At 33.3% G+C, this 19,773-nt stretch carries 15 protein-coding genes; 9 read left to right on the top strand and 6 right to left on the bottom strand.

Features of this window, described 5'->3' with window-relative positions; translation table 11 throughout:
• Positions 1-13 precede the first annotated feature (13 nt).
• The 4 genes from NCC77_RS14005 to NCC77_RS13990 all read left to right on the top strand — a co-directional run bounded on the left by NCC77_RS14005 (position 14) and on the right by NCC77_RS13990 (position 5,055).
• Positions 14-547: a DUF6155 family protein gene (locus tag NCC77_RS14005; RefSeq protein ID WP_250836122.1), complete on the top strand. Its 534-nt coding sequence runs from the start codon at positions 14-16 to the stop codon at positions 545-547.
• Between the two features lie 109 nt (positions 548-656).
• Positions 657-2,195: a DEAD/DEAH box helicase gene (locus NCC77_RS14000; RefSeq protein WP_095929316.1), complete on the top strand. Its 1,539-nt coding sequence runs from the start codon at positions 657-659 to the stop codon at positions 2,193-2,195.
• A gap of 179 nt (positions 2,196-2,374) precedes the next feature.
• Complete coding sequence (locus NCC77_RS13995) at positions 2,375-3,709, top strand: DEAD/DEAH box helicase (protein WP_250836121.1); 1,335 nt, start codon at positions 2,375-2,377, stop codon at positions 3,707-3,709.
• A gap of 80 nt (positions 3,710-3,789) precedes the next feature.
• Positions 3,790-5,055 (top strand): NAD(P)/FAD-dependent oxidoreductase, encoded by a 1,266-nt coding sequence (locus tag NCC77_RS13990; RefSeq protein WP_250836120.1) that lies wholly within the window; start codon positions 3,790-3,792, stop codon positions 5,053-5,055.
• A gap of 149 nt (positions 5,056-5,204) precedes the next feature.
• On the opposite strand, the gene NCC77_RS13985 is transcribed toward NCC77_RS13990, so the two are convergent.
• Positions 5,205-6,434 carry a multidrug effflux MFS transporter gene (locus tag NCC77_RS13985; protein ID WP_250836119.1) on the bottom strand — a complete coding sequence of 410 codons (1,230 nt, stop codon included), beginning with the start codon at positions 6,432-6,434 and terminating at the stop codon, positions 5,205-5,207.
• Positions 6,435-6,579: 145 nt separating this feature from the next.
• Between NCC77_RS13985 and NCC77_RS13980 the strand changes: the two genes are divergently transcribed.
• The 5 genes from NCC77_RS13980 (at position 6,580) to NCC77_RS13960 (ending at position 11,349) form a co-directional block, all read left to right on the top strand.
• Positions 6,580-6,996 carry a hypothetical protein gene (locus NCC77_RS13980; protein ID WP_250836118.1) on the top strand — a complete coding sequence of 139 codons (417 nt, stop codon included), beginning with the start codon at positions 6,580-6,582 and terminating at the stop codon, positions 6,994-6,996.
• A gap of 86 nt (positions 6,997-7,082) precedes the next feature.
• Entirely contained in the window at positions 7,083-7,466 is a 384-nt protein-coding gene (locus NCC77_RS13975) for a hypothetical protein (protein WP_095929341.1), read from the top strand.
• A gap of 866 nt (positions 7,467-8,332) precedes the next feature.
• The gene (locus NCC77_RS13970; RefSeq protein ID WP_095929312.1) at positions 8,333-10,249 is read left to right on the top strand and encodes a DUF294 nucleotidyltransferase-like domain-containing protein; all 1,917 of its coding nucleotides are present in this window, start codon (positions 8,333-8,335) and stop codon (positions 10,247-10,249) included.
• A 3-nt stretch (positions 10,250-10,252) separates the two neighbouring features.
• A complete protein-coding gene (locus NCC77_RS13965; RefSeq protein ID WP_250836117.1) occupies positions 10,253-10,849 on the top strand; it encodes a 3'-5' exonuclease in 597 nt (198 codons plus the stop codon).
• A 107-nt stretch (positions 10,850-10,956) separates the two neighbouring features.
• Positions 10,957-11,349: a hypothetical protein gene (locus NCC77_RS13960; RefSeq protein ID WP_250836116.1), complete on the top strand. Its 393-nt coding sequence runs from the start codon at positions 10,957-10,959 to the stop codon at positions 11,347-11,349.
• Between the two features lie 92 nt (positions 11,350-11,441).
• Here the strand turns inward: NCC77_RS13960 and acs are convergent, their stop codons facing one another.
• From acs to ilvD, 5 genes are all read right to left on the bottom strand, one after another.
• The gene (gene acs, locus NCC77_RS13955) at positions 11,442-13,352 is read right to left on the bottom strand and encodes an acetate--CoA ligase (protein WP_250836115.1); all 1,911 of its coding nucleotides are present in this window, start codon (positions 13,350-13,352) and stop codon (positions 11,442-11,444) included.
• Between the two features lie 487 nt (positions 13,353-13,839).
• Entirely contained in the window at positions 13,840-15,309 is a 1,470-nt protein-coding gene (gene ilvC / locus NCC77_RS13950) for a ketol-acid reductoisomerase (RefSeq protein ID WP_250836114.1), read from the bottom strand.
• Positions 15,310-15,370: 61 nt separating this feature from the next.
• Entirely contained in the window at positions 15,371-15,892 is a 522-nt protein-coding gene (gene ilvN, locus NCC77_RS13945) for an acetolactate synthase small subunit (RefSeq protein WP_144212769.1), read from the bottom strand.
• A gap of 89 nt (positions 15,893-15,981) precedes the next feature.
• Positions 15,982-17,670: a biosynthetic-type acetolactate synthase large subunit gene (gene ilvB / locus NCC77_RS13940; protein ID WP_250836113.1), complete on the bottom strand. Its 1,689-nt coding sequence runs from the start codon at positions 17,668-17,670 to the stop codon at positions 15,982-15,984.
• A gap of 165 nt (positions 17,671-17,835) precedes the next feature.
• A complete protein-coding gene (gene ilvD / locus NCC77_RS13935) occupies positions 17,836-19,509 on the bottom strand; it encodes a dihydroxy-acid dehydratase (RefSeq protein ID WP_250836112.1) in 1,674 nt (557 codons plus the stop codon).
• Between the last annotated feature and the right edge of the window lie 264 nt (positions 19,510-19,773).

Raw genomic sequence — 19,773 nt, 5'->3', positions numbered from 1 at the left:
TTATCTTTACTGTATGAGTAAAAGAGATTTAAAAAAATATTTAGGCGAATTAACGAAAGAACAACTCGAAGAACAATTGATAGAATTGTACGAGAAATTTGCTCCTGTAAAAGTGTATTATGACTTTGTTTTCAACCCAAAAGAAGACAAATTGCTTCAGGATGCAAAAGTCAAAATCTCGCACGAATATTTCCCTATTAAAAAGCCTGGAGCAAAATGGCGCCCAAAAGCCAAAATGCGAAGATCGGTTGCTCAAAAATTAATTAAGCATTTTATGATGCTTGGAGTAGATTCTTATATTGTTGCAGATATCATGCTTTACAATATCGAAATTGCGCAAACGTTTTCTTCGCAAAACTTGATTAAGCAGGAATTATTTTACAAAAGCATTCTTAATTCTTTTGAGCAAGCAGTAAATTTTATTGTTTCAAACGGAATTTTTAACGATTTTAAATTGCGAATTAATGCAATTCAGCATGAAACTTCCGAGCAAAAATGGAAAAATAAGTACGATTTTGAGGCAATTTTGGAAAAAATCGACTATTAAAACCCTTTCTCATAAAAAATCTTTATTTAAAAAAAACATTTATTTTAAGTTAAAAGAAGATGAATAACTGTTTTTTCGGTGTATTTTTGCAAAAATCCAAAAATAAACAATGTCTCAAAACACTTTAGAAATACAAAGAGAAGAGAAGAAAGAACTGTATGCATACCAAAAAGGCGATATTGATGCCATTTTTGACCGTTTAGACAATGCTCCTCCAAAACACCACTTATTGTATCAGCTTCCAACAGGAGGAGGAAAAACAGTAATATTTTCTGAAATCGTTCGCCGCTATTTATCTCATAATGATAAAAAAGTGGTGGTTTTAACGCACCGTATCGAACTTTGTAAACAAACTTCAAAAATGTTAACTGGTTTTGGTGTAACAAACAAAATAATCAATAGTAAAGTAAAAGAATTGCCTGATCAGAATGATTTTTCTTGTTTCGTGGCAATGGTTGAAACTTTAAAAAACCGTATTAATGATGAAAAACTTCATCTAGACAATATCGGTTTGGTTATTATTGATGAGGCACACTACAACTCATTTAGAAAACTATTAAATTCATTTAAAAACGCTTTTATTCTTGGAGTAACAGCAACTCCTTTGAGTTCAAACATAAAATTGCCAATGCACCAAAGTTATAACGAACTTATTGTTGGTGATACTATTGGTTCTTTGATTGAAAAAGGTTTCTTGGCAAAAGCTACAACTTACAGCTATGATGTTGGTTTGACTTCGTTAAAAGTGGGTATCAATGGAGATTATACTGTAAAATCTTCAGATGATTTATATACCAATACTTTGATGCAGGAAAAACTGCTTCATGCCTATACAGAACGTTCTTTAGGAAAGAAAACATTAATTTTTAATAACGGTATTCATACTTCATTATATGTATATGAAACGTTTAGAGAAGCAGGTTACGATATTCGCCACTTAGACAACACAAGTAGCTCTGAAGAGCGTAAAGACATTCTGCAATGGTTTAAAAAGACTCCAGATGCCATTTTGACTTCTGTCGGAATTTTGACAACTGGTTTTGACGAACCAACTGTAGAAACTATTATTTTGAATAGAGCAACAAAATCATTGACGCTATATTTCCAAATGATTGGTCGTGGTTCTCGTAAATTGCCTGGAAAAGATGAATTTACAGTTATCGATTTAGGAAACAATGCCGCTCGTTTTGGTTTATGGAGCGATCCTGTAAATTGGCAGCATATTTTTAAATCGCCAGAGTTTTACTTAGAAAATCTTCGTGATGATCATGAAATCGAGATGTTCTTTAAATACAGCATGCCACCAGAATTGCGTGCCAAATTTAGCAAAACGGCAGACGTTAGTTTTGATGTTGATGAAGAGCACAAACTAATCATTAAACAAAATCTTCGTTCAAAAGTAGTTTTAGACAAATCTCTAGATCAGCATGCCGGAATGTGTGTAGACAATACAGAAACGCTTCAGGAAGCAAAAATGCTAGCTAAAGAATTAGAAGATGATATCGAAGACCGTATCAAGCGTTATTCGAAATGTTTGAGCCAATGTAGTAAAAACTACCGTGAATGGCTGGTTGACGATTACAAACAAAGATTGACTTTATTGATTGGAAAAAAATATCGTGAGAAAATCATGAACGAACCGGATTGATTTTTGAGTTAAAAAAGTTTAAAGTTTCAGGTTTCATGTTTCAAGTTATTGGAATCTAAAACATTATCATAATTTATAAAGGAGAAATAGCATTTCAAAGCAAATGTGATTTCTCCTTTCAACTTATTAAGTTTTTGGTGTAACTTGAAACCTGAAACTTGAAACAAAATTAAAAAATCATGTCTAAACCATTCTCAACATTAGGAATTTCAGCTCCAATTTTAAAAGCTTTAAGCGAATTAAATATTGTTGAACCAACAGAAATTCAACAAAAAACAATTCCGTTATTTTTGAGCGAAACCCATGATATTGTTGGTTTAGCAAAAACAGGAACCGGAAAAACCGCTGCTTTTGGATTTCCTTTATTACAATTGGTAAATGCAGAATCAACAATAGTTCAGGCTGTAATTTTAGTTCCAACGAGAGAACTGGGACAGCAGATTTTTAGAAACTTAGAAAGTTTTTCAAAATATATCCCTAATATATCTATTGCTTCAATTTGCGGAGGAACTCCAATAAAACCACAAATCGAAAGATTAAAAGAAGGTGCTCAAATCGTTGTGGCAACTCCAGGGCGTTTAATTGATTTGATTCAGCGTAAAGCAATCGATTTAAAACAAACGGAATATCTGGTTTTGGATGAAGCCGATGAAATGGTTGCCATTCTTAAAGAAAGCTTAGACGAAATTGTTGCGGAACTGCCTAAAAAGCACCGTACTTTATTATTTTCTGCCACACTTCCTGGAACCATAAAACAGCTGATTCAGAATTATTTGAACAAAAATGTAATTCAGATAAGCGCCAATATGGAAACTGTTGGAAATGAAGGAATCGACCACGAATATATTGTGGTAGATCCAATTGAAAAACTGGAAGTTTTAATGCATTTCTTGAACTCTAGAGATGGTGAAAGAGGAATTATTTTCTGTAAAACGAAAGCTGCCGTTAATAAATTAGCCAAAAATCTGGCGATCAATAAATTTTCTTCAGGAGCACTTCACGGTAGTTTGACACAGGGAATTCGTGATCGAATTATGGAACAGTTTCGTGAAGGACATATCAATATCTTAGTGGCAACCGATTTGGCTGCGAGAGGAATTGATGTAAAAGAAATCTCGTATGTAATTAATTATCACTTACCTGATACTTACGAAAATTACGTTCACCGAAGCGGAAGGACAGCAAGGGCAGGAGCAAAAGGACTTTCCTTGACGGTTTTACAGCAAGAAGAGGTTTTTGAAATTGCTGATTTTGAAAGAGAATTAGGAATTAAATTCTCTGAATTTAAAAAACCTTCAGCAGCAAGTCTTGAAGAAAACAATATGCTTTTGTGGGCAAAACAAATCTTCAAAACAAAACCCAATCATGAGCTTTCGCAAGATTTGAAAACGAGAGTAAAAACCGTATTCCATCATTTGACAAAAGACGAACTAATCGAGAAATTAATAGCAAGTTATGTCTTACAGAACAAAATCGATGTAGTTGAAAAAACAGTTAAAAAATTCAAAAAGTAATAAATATGACAATTGTCATTGCATATTAAAGTTGTATATTTATAAGGAATTATTTTATAATCCTACTTAATACAACATATATGAGAATAGTCATTATTGGAGGGGGATTTGCAGGAATTAACCTAGCAAAAGAACTTGTAAATCAGCCTCAAATACAAGTAACACTTGTAGACAAGAATAATTATAACTTTTTCCCACCACTTATATATCAAGTTGCTACGGCGTTTTTAGAACCTTCGAGCATTAGTTATCCTTTTAGAAAATTTTTTGCAGGTAAAAAAAATCTAAGTTTTCGTCTTGGCGAATTATTATCTGTTTCTCCTGCCGAAAAGAAAATCACTTTAAGCAACGGAGAACTTGAATATGATTATCTTGTTTTTGCCACTGGTGCAGAAACGAGTTATTTTGGCATGGAAAACGTAATGAAAAATGCCATTCCGATGAAAACCTTAAATGATGCCATCGTAATGCGTAACACATTGCTTAAAAACCTTGAAAAAGCAGCCATTTGTAAGGATATGCGAAAAAGACGTAAATTACTTACAATTGTAGTAGCAGGAGGGGGGCCAACAGGAGTGGAGGTTTCTGGAATGTTTGCTGAAATGAGAAAAAGTATTCTCCTTAAAGAATATCCAGAATTGGATACTTCTGCAAGCAATGTTTATTTGGTTGATGGTGGAGACGCACTTTTGGCGCCAATGAGCAAAGATTCACAAAAAGATACTCTGGAGGCATTGACAAAACTTGGAGTTGTTGTAAAACTGAACACTAAAGTTGTTGATTATGTTGATGATACGGTAGTTTTTGAAAATGGAGAAACCATTAAAACCAAAAACTTAATCTGGGCTGCTGGTGTTTCTGCAAAAATCTTTGAAGGAATTCCGAAAGAAAGTTACGGACGCGGCCGACGCATGGCAACTGACGAATACAATAAAGTAAACGGTGTAGATAATATCTATGCCATTGGTGATACAGCAATTGCAGCAGGAGATAAAAATTTCCCTGATGGACATCCACAAGTTGCTCAGGTTGCAATTCAGCAAGGTTTAAATCTGGCTAAAAATTTCAAAGCCATGGTTCTCAATAAGCCTCTTAAACCATTTGCCTACAAAGACAAAGGATCTATGGCCATCATAGGAAAAGCAAAAGCTGTTGTAGATTTACCTAGTCCAAAATGGCATTTTAAAGGTTTCTTTGCTTGGATTATCTGGCTGTTTATACACTTAATTTCTTTGATCACTTACAGAAACAGATTAAACACATTCTGGAATTGGATGGTTGCTTATTTTGCAAAAGATCAATCGCTTAGAATGATTATTAGACCAGATAAAAAGACACAAAATTAGGTTTTGTAAAATTCCAATAAATTTTAAAAATTCCAATTTTTTGAAATTCCAAAATCCAAAAAATACAAAGCCGAAATCATTAGATTTCGGCTTTATTGTATATAATCCAATTGGAATTTGGATTTAAAAAAAATTGGAATTTAATTCTTTTAATGTCCTATCATAATATCGTCGCTATCTGACAATTCAACTTTTTCTTTTATAAATCGCTTTCCAATATTTAAAATAATAAATGCTGTAATAGTTGTAGTGGTCATAATGGCAACCATAGGTATTACAGAACTTTTTACAAAAACACCAACTGCAAATGAAGCTAAAGCTCCGATTCCTAGCTGAATTGCGCCCATTAATGCCGAAGCACTTCCGGTATTTTTAGCAAAAGGAGCAAGCGTTAACCCGGCAGTATTTGGATTTGAGATTCCTAAACAGGCTAGAAACAAGAACAACATTCCGATCGTTTGGTATAATCCAAGAAGATCATTTAAAGCCAAAATCAAGAATACGATACTAATAACAGATTGTGAAATTAAAGCTCCAAAAATCATTTGTTCGCTAGAAAATCGCTTCAGCAACATAGAATTTAACTGACTAGAACCAATAAAACTAACGGACATTAGCGCAAAAATCCATCCATATGTTTTTGCGTCAACCTTATAAATATCCATAAAAACTAGAGGTGAAGCCGCTACATAAGAAAACAATCCCGAAAATGCGACTGCTCCCGTAAAGGCATAAGTATAAAATTGAGGCTCTTTTAAAACTAACAGAAAATTAGATATAATTGGTTTCGGTTTCAAAGAAATTGAAGTGTCTGGTTTATAAGTATCTGGAAGTCCGAATTGTGAAGCTGCTAAAATCAAAATTCCCATGCACATTAAAATAAAAAATACAGCATGCCAGCCTAAATCTTCTGTAACATAACCGCCAACAGTTGGTGCCAGCATCGGAGAAAGTCCCACAACCAACATTAAAAGCGAAAACACTTTTGGAATATCTTTTACAGGAAATAAATCTCGAACCATTGCTACAGAAGCAACTGTGGCAGCGCAGCTTCCAATAGCCTGAATAAAGCGCAGCAATATAAATGAATCTATATCAGCAACATAAATGCATCCTAAAGAAGCGAGAATATAAACCAAAAGTCCAATAAATAGCGGTTTTTTACGTCCGAAACGATCCAATAAAGGTCCGTAAAGTAATTGTCCAGCCGAAATTCCGATGAAATAACTGGATAAACTCATAGAAACTTTAGCGACAGTAGTATTTAAATCTTTCGCAATTCCTGAGAAACCAGGCAGATACATATCTATTGAAAAAGGACCTAGAGCGGTTAAAGAACCTAATATGAGGATGAGCTGAATATATTTTTTTGTTGTCATTATATTAAAAAAGGGCTTATAATTTTTTGCAAAGGTAAAGATTTCATACCTTGTTATAGAACTTGAAGAAGTTTATAATATTAAATTAAAGTAATCGCGAAAATTATTGAGCGTAACTATCTATTAATCTTTAAATTAAGAAAGTATGAAAAAGTACCTTTTGTTATTAGCAGTTTTATTTACATCAATTTCATTTGCTCAAACTATTACGTCAAAACAAGAAGAAGCCAGCGTTGAGCAGTACGAGCTTCTTAAAAAAGTAAATCAATATTATCCAGACATTACATTAAGTAAATCGGTTACCAATTTTTACGCTGACGGAAAAATTATCGATTCGCAGCAAGATTTCGATTTAAGAGGAACAAAATTTTCTAGTTACAAATTAGGTATTGAACCAGGAAACAAAAAAGTAAAATTTGATTATACTTCTAGTGAAGCGGGTCATGTGTATGGCGACGTTACTATTTTTAACGGAAATGCTTTACGAACAACTTTTAACGAAAAAAACAATCAAATTGATGTTTCGTTAAACGGAAAATCGGTTTATTTGAAAAAATTGTAAATTTTAAAAGATTTAGAAAAAGCATCGCAAATTTGTGATGCTTTTTTGATTTATATTTGGTTCAGATTCTAATAAAACAAATTACAATGAAAAAATTTCTTTTCCTGGCATTTTTAATTTCCTTGCAAGCATTCTCACAGCAAAATAAATTCTCAGGAACTTGGGGAAACCAAAAATGTAAAGACTGCAAGAAAGAGTATATTTTTACAATCACGATTGCACAATCTAATTATAAGATTTTTGGAACCGCCGAAGTTACAAGTGATCATAAAGAATTAAACTCAGGAATTTTGGAAGTTTCCGGACATGTATATCCGCATGGCGATAAAGCTCAAATAAAATTGAAAGATAAAAACGGAGTTACATCTAGCGCAGTTTTATTTGTAAAAGATGAAGTGTTACAGTTTAATAAAAATGGCGGAGGCGATATTGTGCCAAAAGATATGATTTTGAATAAATTATACGAATAAGCTCCTTCTCGGAGTTATTCTATTTTGACCTATAATTTATATTATGTAAAATAGAATATTTTAAAAACTGCCCTACAAATACGCTGTACAACTTTTTAGTTTAAAATGTTTTCATTTAGCGAAAATTTATCATCCTTGCTTCTAGAGTTATATTTTGCTTGAAAGTTTTACTTTTTATTTCTAAAACTAAAATCTCTGAGAATGCGTTATATGATTTTATTTTCCAAAAATTCTCAAATATTGAAAATTTGAATTGCTAGATTATACAGTTTGTATTCTAAATTCAAATCGCTCATAAATACGCTGTATGATTTTTATTTTCAAAAGTTCTCAAATATTGAAATTTTACCGTGCTTGACTATGTACTTAATTTTTTCAATTCAAACATTTTCTTTAAATTCAAATCGCTTATAAATACATTGTACAGTTTTCATTTTAAAAAATTTTCAAATATTAAAAATTTAACCTGATACATTATCCGTTCGTTTTTCAATTCAAATATTTTACTTGAATTAAAATCGCTCATAAATACGCTGTATGATTTTTATTTTCAAAAATTCTTAAATATTAAAAATTTAGCGCGCTGGATTACCAGTGTTCATAAATTCGCTATATGATTTTGGATGTAAAATAATTTCAAATATCGCAGTATTATCAATCCGGTTAATTACTGTTGCTCAGAATAAATCATCTTTTTGCCAATCCTAAATATTCAAAATTTCAAAACATAAAAGTTTTTGCAAGTCTTATTGTCATTATCTTTTAACATTTCTTTAAAATAATTAGTTTCTACTAAAGAACTTTCATTGTAAGAGTTTATTTTACTATTTTTACATTCGATACTTTAAAAATAAATTATCACATATATGAATACAGTTGCTGAACATATTGCAGATTTTTTAAAAGAATACAAACCGTTTGATAATTTAACTTTTCAGGAATTATCAGATATTGCTACGAATATTCGTGTCATTAATTTAGAAAAGCATGCGGTATTATTTCAAAATAACGATCCGCTTCATGAGAACTTTTATGTTGTAGCTTCTGGTGTCATTAATCTTACGACTATTGCTGATGCCGAAGAAACTATCATAAATAAGTGTCATGAAGGCGATATTTTTGGTTTGCGTCCGTTTTTTGCCAAAAATAACTACATGATGACTGCTAAAGCGCGTGAAGAAAGTATTGTATATGCTATTCCAATTGCTGTTTTTAGACCTTTTGTAGCCAATAATTCTGATGTATTAAACTTTCTGCTGGAGAGTTTCGCTGTTAATTCACGCCACACCAAAGACAGCATGAGTTCTAACGGCAAGTTAGTTTCAGATTCTGATTATATAGATCAGCAGACAGAAATGCAATACATTCAGTCGCTTAACTACAATAATTCGCCATTAACGACAAAAGCAGATTCTATAATTAAAGACGTTGCCATTTTAATGACAGATTCTATGTTGGATAACATCATAATCTGTGGCGAAAAAAATCACCCAATTGGTATTGTGACCAATGCCGATTTATCGTCAAAAATTGCAACAGGACGCTTTCCTATTACTGAAACTATCGATAAAATTATGTCGTCGCCAGTTGTTACAGTTTTAGAAAATGTTTCTTTGGCAGAAGCACAATTATTAATGCTGAAGCACAATGTAACGCATTTGTGTGTTACTAAAGATGGCACAAGTAAATCTGTCGTTAAGGGAATTATTTCTGAACACGATCTTATTGTAGCACAAGCTAGTAACCCAGGCGTGTTAATTAAAGAGATTAAACGTTCTCAGCTTCCAAAAGATTTAAAACAAATACGTGATCGTCTATCAGATTTGATTCAGAATTCGATTCAAAAAAATATTCCAATTTCGCACGTTAGCAATATTGCAAGCGAGATTAACCTAGCTATCATTAAGAGAGCAGTCGAATTATCTATTTTAGATTTAGGCTCCCCTCCTGCACGTTTCGCTTGGTTAAGTATTGGTAGTCAGGGGCGTAAGGAGCAATTATTGCTCACAGATCAAGATAGTATCTTAATTTTTGAAGATGTTACGCCAGAAAAATACAGAGAAGTAAAAGATTATTTCTTAAGATTGGCAAAACGCACTACTTCTATATTAGAAAAAGTGGGCTACGATTATTGTCCAAACGGACATATGGGAAGCAACATGCTTTGGTGTAAATCATTGAGCGACTGGACAAAACAATACAATAGCTGGATGAATACTCCAGGAGAAAACAGTAATGATTTGAGTAGTATTTTCTTTGATTATGAAATTGTTTTTGGAGAGCCAAAAATTGAAGAGGCTATTGAAAACGTTATTTTTAAGAATGCCGTTAACAACACTTTATTCTTTGACTTTTTAGGAAATGATGCTTTGAAGAGAAATTCTCCTTTAAGCTTTTTCAAGAAATTCATTGTCGAAGAAGATGGTCCTAACAAAGATAAATTTGATATTAAGACAAGAGCTTTGATGCCATTAATTGATGGAGCACGTTTATTGATATTAAATGCCAATATTAAAGGAATCCAAAATACGTACTTAAGGTTCAAGCAATTGGCAATTACAGATTCTAAAAATGCTGAAATTTATTTAAGCTGTGCAGAAGCTTTCTTAACGCTTTCTAAATTTAGAACTGTTGAAGGATTAAAAAATGACGACTCGGGCCAATATATTAATTTAAGAGAAATGTCAAAAACTGACAAAGAGAAATTAAAAAATGCACTGTCCCCAATGAAAGACCTGGAGGAACTGATTAAGAGTAAATTTCAATTGACACAATTCTCATAAAATATGCTAGACTGGCTAAAAAACATTAACAAAGACTATCCAGACTTCTGGAAAGACTATTTGACTAAATTCGAAACCAAACCTAATAAGTTTGTGGTTTTGTCTACTGAAACTTCTGGCTTAAATCCGGATAAAGATGTTGTTTTGTCTCTTGGAGCCTTCTCAGTTATTGACGACAGCATTGTTATTAAGGAAAGTTTCGAAACAGTCTTATTACAATATAAATATCTTCAGGATAACGGACTTTCTAATGAATTTATCATTGAAAGCAAAATGATGAAAATGCCTGAACCTGATGCTCTTGAAGCTTTTGTAAAATTTATCGGAAATTCAATTTTAGTTGGGCATCATATCAATTTCGATATTGAAATGCTGAATGCAGCCCTAGAACGCTTGAATTGTGGCCGATTAAAAAATGAAGCACTAGACGTCGATGTGATGTACAGAAAATTGACCGATATAAACGACAAACAGTTTTCGCTTGACGATTTATGCGAAATTTATAAAATTCCAAAAAGTGATCGCAATTCTTCTTCTGAAGATGCGTACCGAATTGGACTCCTGTTCTTAAAACTAAAATCTAGATTGGGAATCAAATAAATTTAAAAAAAAACATCAATTACTAAAACTACAAAAAAGCCCCTCGTAACTTTGGTATAAATTATCTCAGCACTACAAACAGAAAATCTACTTTAAATTTAAATTCTATGAAAAAACTATTATTTATTTTACCCATGCTATTTTTTGCAACAACAATTTTTGCACAAAAACAAGATCCCTCATCTAAGCGTATCTTAGGAAGCTGGTATTCTAAAACAAATGTGAATACTAAATGGGTTTTTAATCAAGATGGAAATGTTTACAATTATGACAACAATCAAATGAAAGTGATGTACAAATATACTGTGTCACGCAGCTGTCAGAATTATTCGGATAACAATACTGAATATGTAACTTTACGAGATAAAGATGGTAATGAATTTTGTTTTAAAATAAATGGAGTTAATGAGAAAAAAAATGGAATTTTATCTCTTACTAACTTAAGTAATTCGGAAACTCTTGTTTTTGTAAATGATGTAAACATAAAAATTGCAGAATAATAAAAAAACCTACATTCTTAAATTAACAAATTAGAATCGATTTATAAAAAAAATGCCTCTTAAATTTAAGAGGCATTTTTTTTATATTTTACTTAAGAAATTCTTTCTTTCATAATTTGCTCAACTACTTCAGGGTTTAATAAAGTTGAAGTATCTCCGAAATTAGAAAAATCTCCTTCGGCGATTTTACGTAAAATTCTACGCATAATTTTTCCAGAACGCGTTTTAGGCAAACCAGAAACGAACTGGATTTTATCTAATTTAGCGATCGGCCCAATGTGGTCTGCAATATATTGGTTGATCTCTTTAGAAAGGTTTTCTTTATTTCTAACTTCTCCTGTTTCTTTCAAGATTACATAACCGTATAAAGCATTTCCTTTAATATCATGAGGGAATCCAACAATAGCAGATTCTGCAACAGCTGGGTGCTCGTTGATCGCATCTTCAATTGGCGCAGTTCCTAAATTATGACCAGAAACAATTACTACGTCATCTACTCTACCCGTGATTCTGTAGTATCCAACTTCGTCTCTCAAAGCGCCGTCTCCTGTAAAATATTTTCCAGGGAAAGCAGAGAAATAAGTTTCTTTATAACGATCGTGATCTCCCCAAATAGTTCTAGCAATTCCTGGCCATGGGAATTTAATACATAAACTTCCAACTACTTGATTTCCTTCAATTTCATTACGTTTTTCATCCATTAAAACAGGCTGAATCCCTGGTAATGGCAATGTTGCATAAGTTGGTTTTGTTGGTGTTACAAAAGCAATTGGCGAAAGCATGATTCCTCCAGTTTCTGTCTGCCACCAAGTATCTACAACCGGACATCTCTTATCTCCAACGTGGTCATTAAACCAGTGCCAAGCCTCTTCGTTGATTGGCTCTCCAACAGATCCAATAACTTTAAGAGATTTTAGAGGATATTTTTGAATATAATCTAAACTTTCTTTTGCCAATGAACGAATTGCGGTTGGTGCCGTATAGAATTGTGTAATTTTATGTTTTTCGATAATATCCCAAAAACGGCTAAAATCTGGATAAGAAGGAACTCCTTCAAAAATTACAGTTGTAGCTCCGTTTAATAATGGACCATACAATATATAAGAATGACCAGTAATCCATCCGATATCTGCTGTACACCAGAAAATATCATTGTCTTCGTAATTGAAAACGTTTTTGAAAGTATACGCAGTGTAAACCATATAACCAGCAGTAGTATGAACCATACCTTTTGGTTTTCCTGTTGATCCTGAAGTATATAAAATAAATAACGGATCTTCAGCATCCATAATTTCTGCAACGCTGTTGTCTAAAGCTGCGTCTAATAATGGCTGCAACCAAACATCACGGCCCTCTTTCATTTTCACATCCGTATTAGTTCTTTTTGCAACCAACACTTTTGTAACAGAAGGACAAGTATCTAAAGCTTCATCTACAATTCCTTTTAAGTCAATTGTTTTGTTTCCTCTATAACCTCCGTCTGATGTAATTACCATTTTACACTCACAATCGTTGATTCTAGCAGAAACTGCAGAAGCAGAAAATCCAGCGAAAACAACAGAGTGAATAGCTCCAATTCTAGCACAAGCCAAAACAGAAACTGCCAATTCTGGAATCATTGGCAAATAAATGCAAACTCTATCTCCTTTACGAACACCTTGCTCGCGAAGAACGTTTGCCATTTTTGAAACTCTTTCGTATAATTCATTATACGTTATATGTAAAGCTTCTTCAGAAGGATCGTTCGGTTCAAAAATAATTGCCGTCTTCTCTCCTCTTTTGCTTAAATGTCTATCAATACAGTTTTTGGTAATGTTAACTTTAGCGTCTGTAAACCATTTTACTTCTGCTTCAGCCATATTAAAATCAACAACCTTTTCCCATTGCTGGTACCATGTGAAATTCTCCTCAGCTATTTTTCCCCAAAACTTTCTTGGCTCTCTTATTGATTTATTGTAATGTTTAAAGTATTGTTCTAAATTTTCAATTTTGTAATAGCTCATCGTTTGTTGAATTTTTTTATAAATGTATTAAATCTGAACGTATCCGTGAAATAATTTAATTCATAAATTTTATTAAAAAAAAACATTTCTTTAATAAAATATGATAATTATCTGAAATTATTTTAAATCCTTTATTTTTTATACGTACTTAAGGCAAAAAAGGCATAATAAATAGATATTATGCCTTTTTTAATTTAACAAATTTCAATAACAATTAATTTTTTGCAAACCGCACTGCGAGACTTTTCTCTATTTTGAAAATAGCAGCATCATTATTAATTAAAACAGAAATTTCAACAAGTATATTTTATAAATATACCCCATTATTAGGGATCAGCTTCACTTAACTCTCACTGAAGTTAAGTGAATGCAATATGCATCTATATCTTTTATCTTAATAAGTGCTTACTAATTCAAAATATTACAAATCATTGATACAGTGCAAATCCCGCAAAATCGAATTCTGCGGGAATTCCCTTTTTTTTTATTATCCAATTTTTTTCATTGCTGTCATAGACTCTCTCAACCAAGCACCTACTTCTTCGATAGGGTGTTGACGAATTTCTTTGTTTACAGCGATAAGTACCGCATTATCAACTCCGTTTGAAGTTGAAAATGGTTTACCAATAATATTAGTTTCTACTTTTTTCATGAATTCAGTCAATAATGGCTTACATGCATGATCAAATAAGTAACATCCGTACTCAGCAGTATCAGAAATTACACGGTTCATTTCAAACAATTTCTTTCTTGCTATTGTGTTTGCAATTAATGGCAATTCGTGTAATGACTCGTAGTAAGCAGATTCTTCGATGATTCCAGCCTCAGTCATTGTTTCAAAAGCTAATTCAACACCAGCTTTTACCATCGCAATCATTAATACTCCATTATCAAAATATTCTTGCTCTGAAATTGCAGCCTCTTGTGGAGCTGTTTTTTCGAAGTTAGTTTCTCCTGTTGCAGCTCTCCATTTCAATAAGTTAACATCATCATTAGCCCAGTCAGCCATCATCGTTCTAGAGAATTCTCCAGAAATGATATCGTCTTGGTGTTTTTGGAATAATGGACGCATGATATCTTTTAATTCTTCTGCCAATTCGTAAGCTTCAATTTTAGAAGGATTATTTAAACGATCCATCATATTGGTGATACCACCATGTTTTAAAGCCTCAGTAATAGTTTCCCATCCGTATTGGATTAATTTAGAAGCATAAGCAGCATCGATTCCTTTTTCAACCATTTTGTCGAAACATAAAATAGATCCAGTTTGCAATAAACCGCAAAGAATAGTTTGCTCACCCATTAAATCTGATTTTACTTCAGCTACGAAAGATGATCTTAAAACTCCTGCTCTGTGTCCTCCAGTTGCTACAGCGTAAGCTTTTGCTTGATCTAAACCAAATCCGTTTGGATCGTTTTCTGGGTGAACAGCGATAAGAGTTGGAACTCCAAATCCTCTTTTGTACTCTTCACGTACCTCAGAACCTGGACATTTAGGAGCACACATGATAACAGTGATGTCTTTACGAATCTGCATTCCTTCTTCTACAATGTTGAATCCGTGAGAGTAAGACAAAGTAGATCCCTGTTTCATTAATGGCATAATAGCAGTTACCACAGCAGTGTGCTGTTTGTCTGGTGTAAGGTTACAAACTAAATCTGCAGTTGGAATCAATTCTTCATAAGTTCCTACCGTAAAACCATTTTCAGTTGCATTTTTATAAGAAGCTCTCTTTTCTGCAATTGCATCTGCACGCAATGCATAAGAAATGTCTAAACCAGAATCTCTCATGTTTAAACCTTGATTCAAACCTTGTGCTCCACAACCAACAATTACAACTTTTTTTCCAGCCAATGCTGCAATTCCGTCTGCAAATTCAGATTGCTCCATAAATTCGCAAACTCCTAATTGTTCTAATTGTAATCTAAGTGGTAATGTATTGAAATAATTTGCCATTTTTGTTTTAATATTTAATGAAATGAAATTTTAATATTGATTATATATAACTAAGATTTTATTATTTAAAGGTTTCTAATAAAGCAGAAATCTCCATTTTTTGTTTAGAAACTGATATTCTTCCCGAACGCACAAACTGCATAATTCCGTATGGTTTGAACTTTTCGTATAATTCTTCAATTTCAGAACGTCTTCCTGATTTTGAAATCACGAAGAAATCACGAGAAACCGTTACAATTGTAGACTGGCTTTCTTTGATGATATTCTGAATTTGTTTCTCGTCAAACAACAAACTTGAAGCGATTTTGAACAAAGCATTTTCTAAGAAAATCGTTTCTTCATCTGTATGATAAAATGCTTTTATAACTTCAATTTGTTTTTCAATCTGGCCTACAATATTCTGAACCCATTTTTCTGTCGTATTTACTACGATGATAAATCTTGAAACATTCTCTATTTCTGATTCTGAAACATTTAGGCTTAATATATTAATGTGGCGCTTTAAGAATATTCCAGATATTCTATTTAACAAACCTACATTATTTTCTGAGTATACCGATATGGTAAATGTTTTATCTTCCATGTTGTTTTTTAGTTTTTTTTTGTTTCAGGTTTCAAGTTTCAAGCTCTGTTGAGAACGTGAAACTTGAAACATCAAACTTGAAACTTTTCTTAACTTAATCTAATTTCTGATACACAAGCTCCTGTTGGAATCATTGGGAAAACGTTGTTTTCTTTTTCGACTACAACTTCTAAGAAGTATGAATCTTTTGAAGCCAGCATCTCTGCGACCGCTGCATCTAGATCTTCACGCTGTGTAACTTTTTTAGATTTGATATGATATCCTTCAGCAATTGCAACAAAATTTGGATTAATCATTTTTGTTGAAGCATATCTGTTATCAAAGAATAATTCCTGCCATTGGCGAACCATTCCTAAGAATTCATTATTTAAAATAACAATCTTTACCGGAACTTGAGTTTGGAAAATAGTTCCAAGTTCTTGAATTGTCATTTGGAAGCCTCCATCACCAATAACCGCCACTACTTCACGCTCTGGTTTTCCCATTTTTGCTCCAATTGCAGCAGGTAATGCGAATCCCATAGTTCCTAAACCTCCAGAAGTAATGTTACTTTTAGTTGAATTGAATTTAGCATAACGGCAAGCAAACATTTGGTGCTGACCCACATCTGAAACGATAATGGCATCTCCTTTTGAGTGTTTGTTGATCATTTCGATAGTTTCTCCCATCGAAATTCCTTTACCATTTGTTGGATTTAATTCTTCTTTTATTACTGAATCGTACTCAATTTTATTCAATTCTTTGAATTCATTATGCCATAAATCATGAGACTTTGCATCAAGAAGAGGCAGTAAAGCAGCTAAAGATTCTTTTACATCTCCTAAAACTGCGATTTCTGTTTTCACATTTTTATCAACCTCTGCAGGATCGATTTCGAAGTGAATTACTTTTGCTTGTTTTGCATAAGTGCTTAATTTACCTGTAACACGGTCGTCAAAACGCATTCCGAAAGCAATTAAAACATCACATTCGTTTGTTAATAAATTTGGCGCATAGTTTCCGTGCATTCCTAACATACCAACATTTAAAGGATGATCTGTAGGTAAAGCTGATAATCCTAAAATTGTCCAAGCTGCTGGAATCCCAGCTTTTTCAACCACTGCTTTAAACTCAGCTTCTGCCTGACCCAAAATAATTCCTTGTCCAAAAACAATAAAAGGTTTTTTGGCACTATTGATTAAAGCTGCTGCTTCAGCAACTTTATCTAAATTTAATTTTGGAACTGGAACATAACTTCTAATTCCTGTACATTTTTCATAACTAAATTCGAACTCATCAAACTGAGCGTTTTTAGTAATATCTACCAATACAGGCCCTGGACGACCAGAACGAGCAATGTAAAATGCTTTTGCAATAATTTCAGGAATTTGAGAAGCTTCAGTTACCTGAAAATTCCATTTTGTAACCGGAGTCGAAATTCCGATAATATCTGTTTCCTGAAATGCATCAGATCCTAATAAATGTCTTCCAACCTGACCTGTAATACATACTAATGGAGTGGAATCGATTTGAGCATCTGCAATACCAGTCACTAAATTTGTAGCACCTGGTCCAGAAGTAGCAATTGCCACCCCTACTTTTCCTGTAGCTCTAGCATAACCTTGAGCTGCATGCGTTGCACCTTGTTCGTGGCGTACTAAAACGTGGTGTAACTGATCTTGAAATTTATATAATTCGTCGTAAACTGGCATTATAGCTCCACCTGGATAACCATAAATTAAATCTACTCCTTCTGCTAATAAACATCTTATAACGGCTTCTGCCCCTGATATTTTCATAGTATATTGTTTTTTCAATGTCAATTTCAATATCAAAATTCAATGGCAATGGCAAAAATCAATTTTAATGATAAATTTTAAATTAATCTTTTTATATTTTTTATTGTAATTGCTATTGACTTTTGATATTGTAATTGTTATTGCTTTTTGAAATTGTTATTGTAATTAATTATCGGTTACGCATCCTGTTGATGCACTTGAAACCGATCTAGCGTATTTAAGTAAAACCCCTCTGTCAACTTTTAATTTCGGCTGAACCCAAGCCGCTTTTCTAGCTGCAAATTCTTCGTCAGATATCTTCAGGTCGATTGTATTTTTCACAGCATCGATAGCGATTAAATCTCCATCTTTTACTAGCGCAATACCACCACCATCATATGCTTCTGGTGTAACGTGACCTACCACGAAACCGTGCGAACCGCCCGAGAATCTACCGTCTGTGATTAGAGCACAACTGCTTCCTAATCCAGCTCCAATAATCGCAGATGTAGGTTTCAGCATTTCAGGCATTCCCGGACCACCTTTTGGCCCACAACCTCTGATGACGACTACATTACCTGGTTTAATTTTTCCGGCTTGAAGACCTGGAATTACTTCAAATTCACCTTCAAATACAACAGCTGGTCCTTCAAAATATTCCCCTTCTTTACCACTGATTTTTGCTACAGCACCTTCAGAAGCAAGATTTCCGTACAATACTTGAATGTTTCCTGTTGGTTTTAATGCTTTTTGAATTTCATGAATAACTTCTTGTCCGTCTTGTAAATCTGGAGTCGAAGCTAAGTTCTCAGCAACTGTTTTCCCTGTTACAGTCAAACAATCTCCGTGAATAAGTCCTACTTTCAGTAAGTATTTCATAACTGCAGGAATACCTCCAACTTCGTGAATATCTTCCATCATATACTTACCGCTTGGCTTCATATCTGCCAATACTGGTGTTCTATCATTAATCGCTTGGAAATCATCTAATGTGATTGTAATTCCAACTGAATGAGCCATTGCGATTAAGTGCATAACAGCGTTTGTAGAACCTCCTAAAACGGCTACAATTGTAATAGCATTTTCAAAAGCCTTACGAGTCATAATGTCTCTTGGCTTGATATCTTTTTCTAATAATATTTTGATTGCTTTTCCGGCTTCCAAACATTCATCTCTTTTCTCTTGACTTAAAGCAGGGTTAGAAGAACTGTATGGTAAACTCATTCCTAATGCTTCAATAGCAGAAGACATTGTATTTGCTGTATACATACCACCGCAAGCACCAGCTCCTGGGCAAGCATTTTGAATAACACCTTTAAAATCTTCTGGAGTGATTTCGCCTTTTACTTTTTTTCCTAAAGCTTCAAAAGCAGAAACGATATTTAGAGATTCTCCTTTCCATTTTCCAGAGTGAATAGAACCACCATAAATCATCATAGATGGACGGTTCAATCTTCCCATTGCAATTAATGCTCCAGGCATATTTTTATCGCAACCAGGAATAGCTATAATACTATCATACCATTGCGCTCCGGCAACTGTTTCGATAGAATCTGCGATTACATCACGTGAAACTAGTGAGTAACGCATACCTTCAGTTCCGTTAGAAATACCGTCACTGACACCAATGGTATTAAAAATAAGTCCGACAAGATCTGCATCCCAAACACCTTTTTTAACATCTTTTGCTAAATCGTTCAAGTGCATGTTGCAAGTGTTACCATCGTAACCCATGCTCACAATACCAACTTGTGCTTTCTTTAAATCTTCTTCAGTTAAACCAATTCCGTACAACATAGCTTGTGCCGCAGGCTGTGTTTGATCTTGTGTGATGGTCTTGCTGTACTTATTTAATTCCATTATTGCTTTTTATTAATTTTAATTTTTTATTCAAAAAAAAACCTTCCAGTATTTGGAAGGTTTGTAATATAGTTTTTCAATTATATTTATAACATTCCCGATGCAGATGTGTGAATCACATTGACAACAACGACAGAAGTAATAATAATTGAGATTTGCATCATTTAATTTTTTAGTGTCACAAAAGTAAACAAACTTCCGGAAGTAAAAAAATAAAATCTCAACATTTCAAAGACTTCTTGTTATTATCTTCACATTTTAACA

Origin of the sequence: Flavobacterium tyrosinilyticum (assembly GCF_023656565.1) — a bacterium.
Taxonomy (GTDB): Bacteria; Bacteroidota; Bacteroidia; order Flavobacteriales; family Flavobacteriaceae; genus Flavobacterium; species Flavobacterium tyrosinilyticum.
This window is presented reverse-complemented; position numbering and strand designations above follow the sequence as displayed.

Coding starts and splice junctions, on each gene's coding strand:
- NCC77_RS14005 (WP_250836122.1), top strand. CDS start 14: ATGAGTAAAAGAGATTTAAAAAAATATTTAGGCGAATTAACGAAAGAA.
- NCC77_RS14000 (WP_095929316.1), top strand. CDS start 657: ATGTCTCAAAACACTTTAGAAATACAAAGAGAAGAGAAGAAAGAACTG.
- NCC77_RS13995 (WP_250836121.1), top strand. CDS start 2,375: ATGTCTAAACCATTCTCAACATTAGGAATTTCAGCTCCAATTTTAAAA.
- NCC77_RS13990 (WP_250836120.1), top strand. CDS start 3,790: ATGAGAATAGTCATTATTGGAGGGGGATTTGCAGGAATTAACCTAGCA.
- NCC77_RS13985 (WP_250836119.1), bottom strand. CDS start 6,434: ATGACAACAAAAAAATATATTCAGCTCATCCTCATATTAGGTTCTTTA.
- NCC77_RS13980 (WP_250836118.1), top strand. CDS start 6,580: ATGAAAAAGTACCTTTTGTTATTAGCAGTTTTATTTACATCAATTTCA.
- NCC77_RS13975 (WP_095929341.1), top strand. CDS start 7,083: ATGAAAAAATTTCTTTTCCTGGCATTTTTAATTTCCTTGCAAGCATTC.
- NCC77_RS13970 (WP_095929312.1), top strand. CDS start 8,333: ATGAATACAGTTGCTGAACATATTGCAGATTTTTTAAAAGAATACAAA.
- NCC77_RS13965 (WP_250836117.1), top strand. CDS start 10,253: ATGCTAGACTGGCTAAAAAACATTAACAAAGACTATCCAGACTTCTGG.
- NCC77_RS13960 (WP_250836116.1), top strand. CDS start 10,957: ATGAAAAAACTATTATTTATTTTACCCATGCTATTTTTTGCAACAACA.
- acs (WP_250836115.1), bottom strand. CDS start 13,352: ATGAGCTATTACAAAATTGAAAATTTAGAACAATACTTTAAACATTAC.
- ilvC (WP_250836114.1), bottom strand. CDS start 15,309: ATGGCAAATTATTTCAATACATTACCACTTAGATTACAATTAGAACAA.
- ilvN (WP_144212769.1), bottom strand. CDS start 15,892: ATGGAAGATAAAACATTTACCATATCGGTATACTCAGAAAATAATGTA.
- ilvB (WP_250836113.1), bottom strand. CDS start 17,670: ATGAAAATATCAGGGGCAGAAGCCGTTATAAGATGTTTATTAGCAGAA.
- ilvD (WP_250836112.1), bottom strand. CDS start 19,509: ATGGAATTAAATAAGTACAGCAAGACCATCACACAAGATCAAACACAG.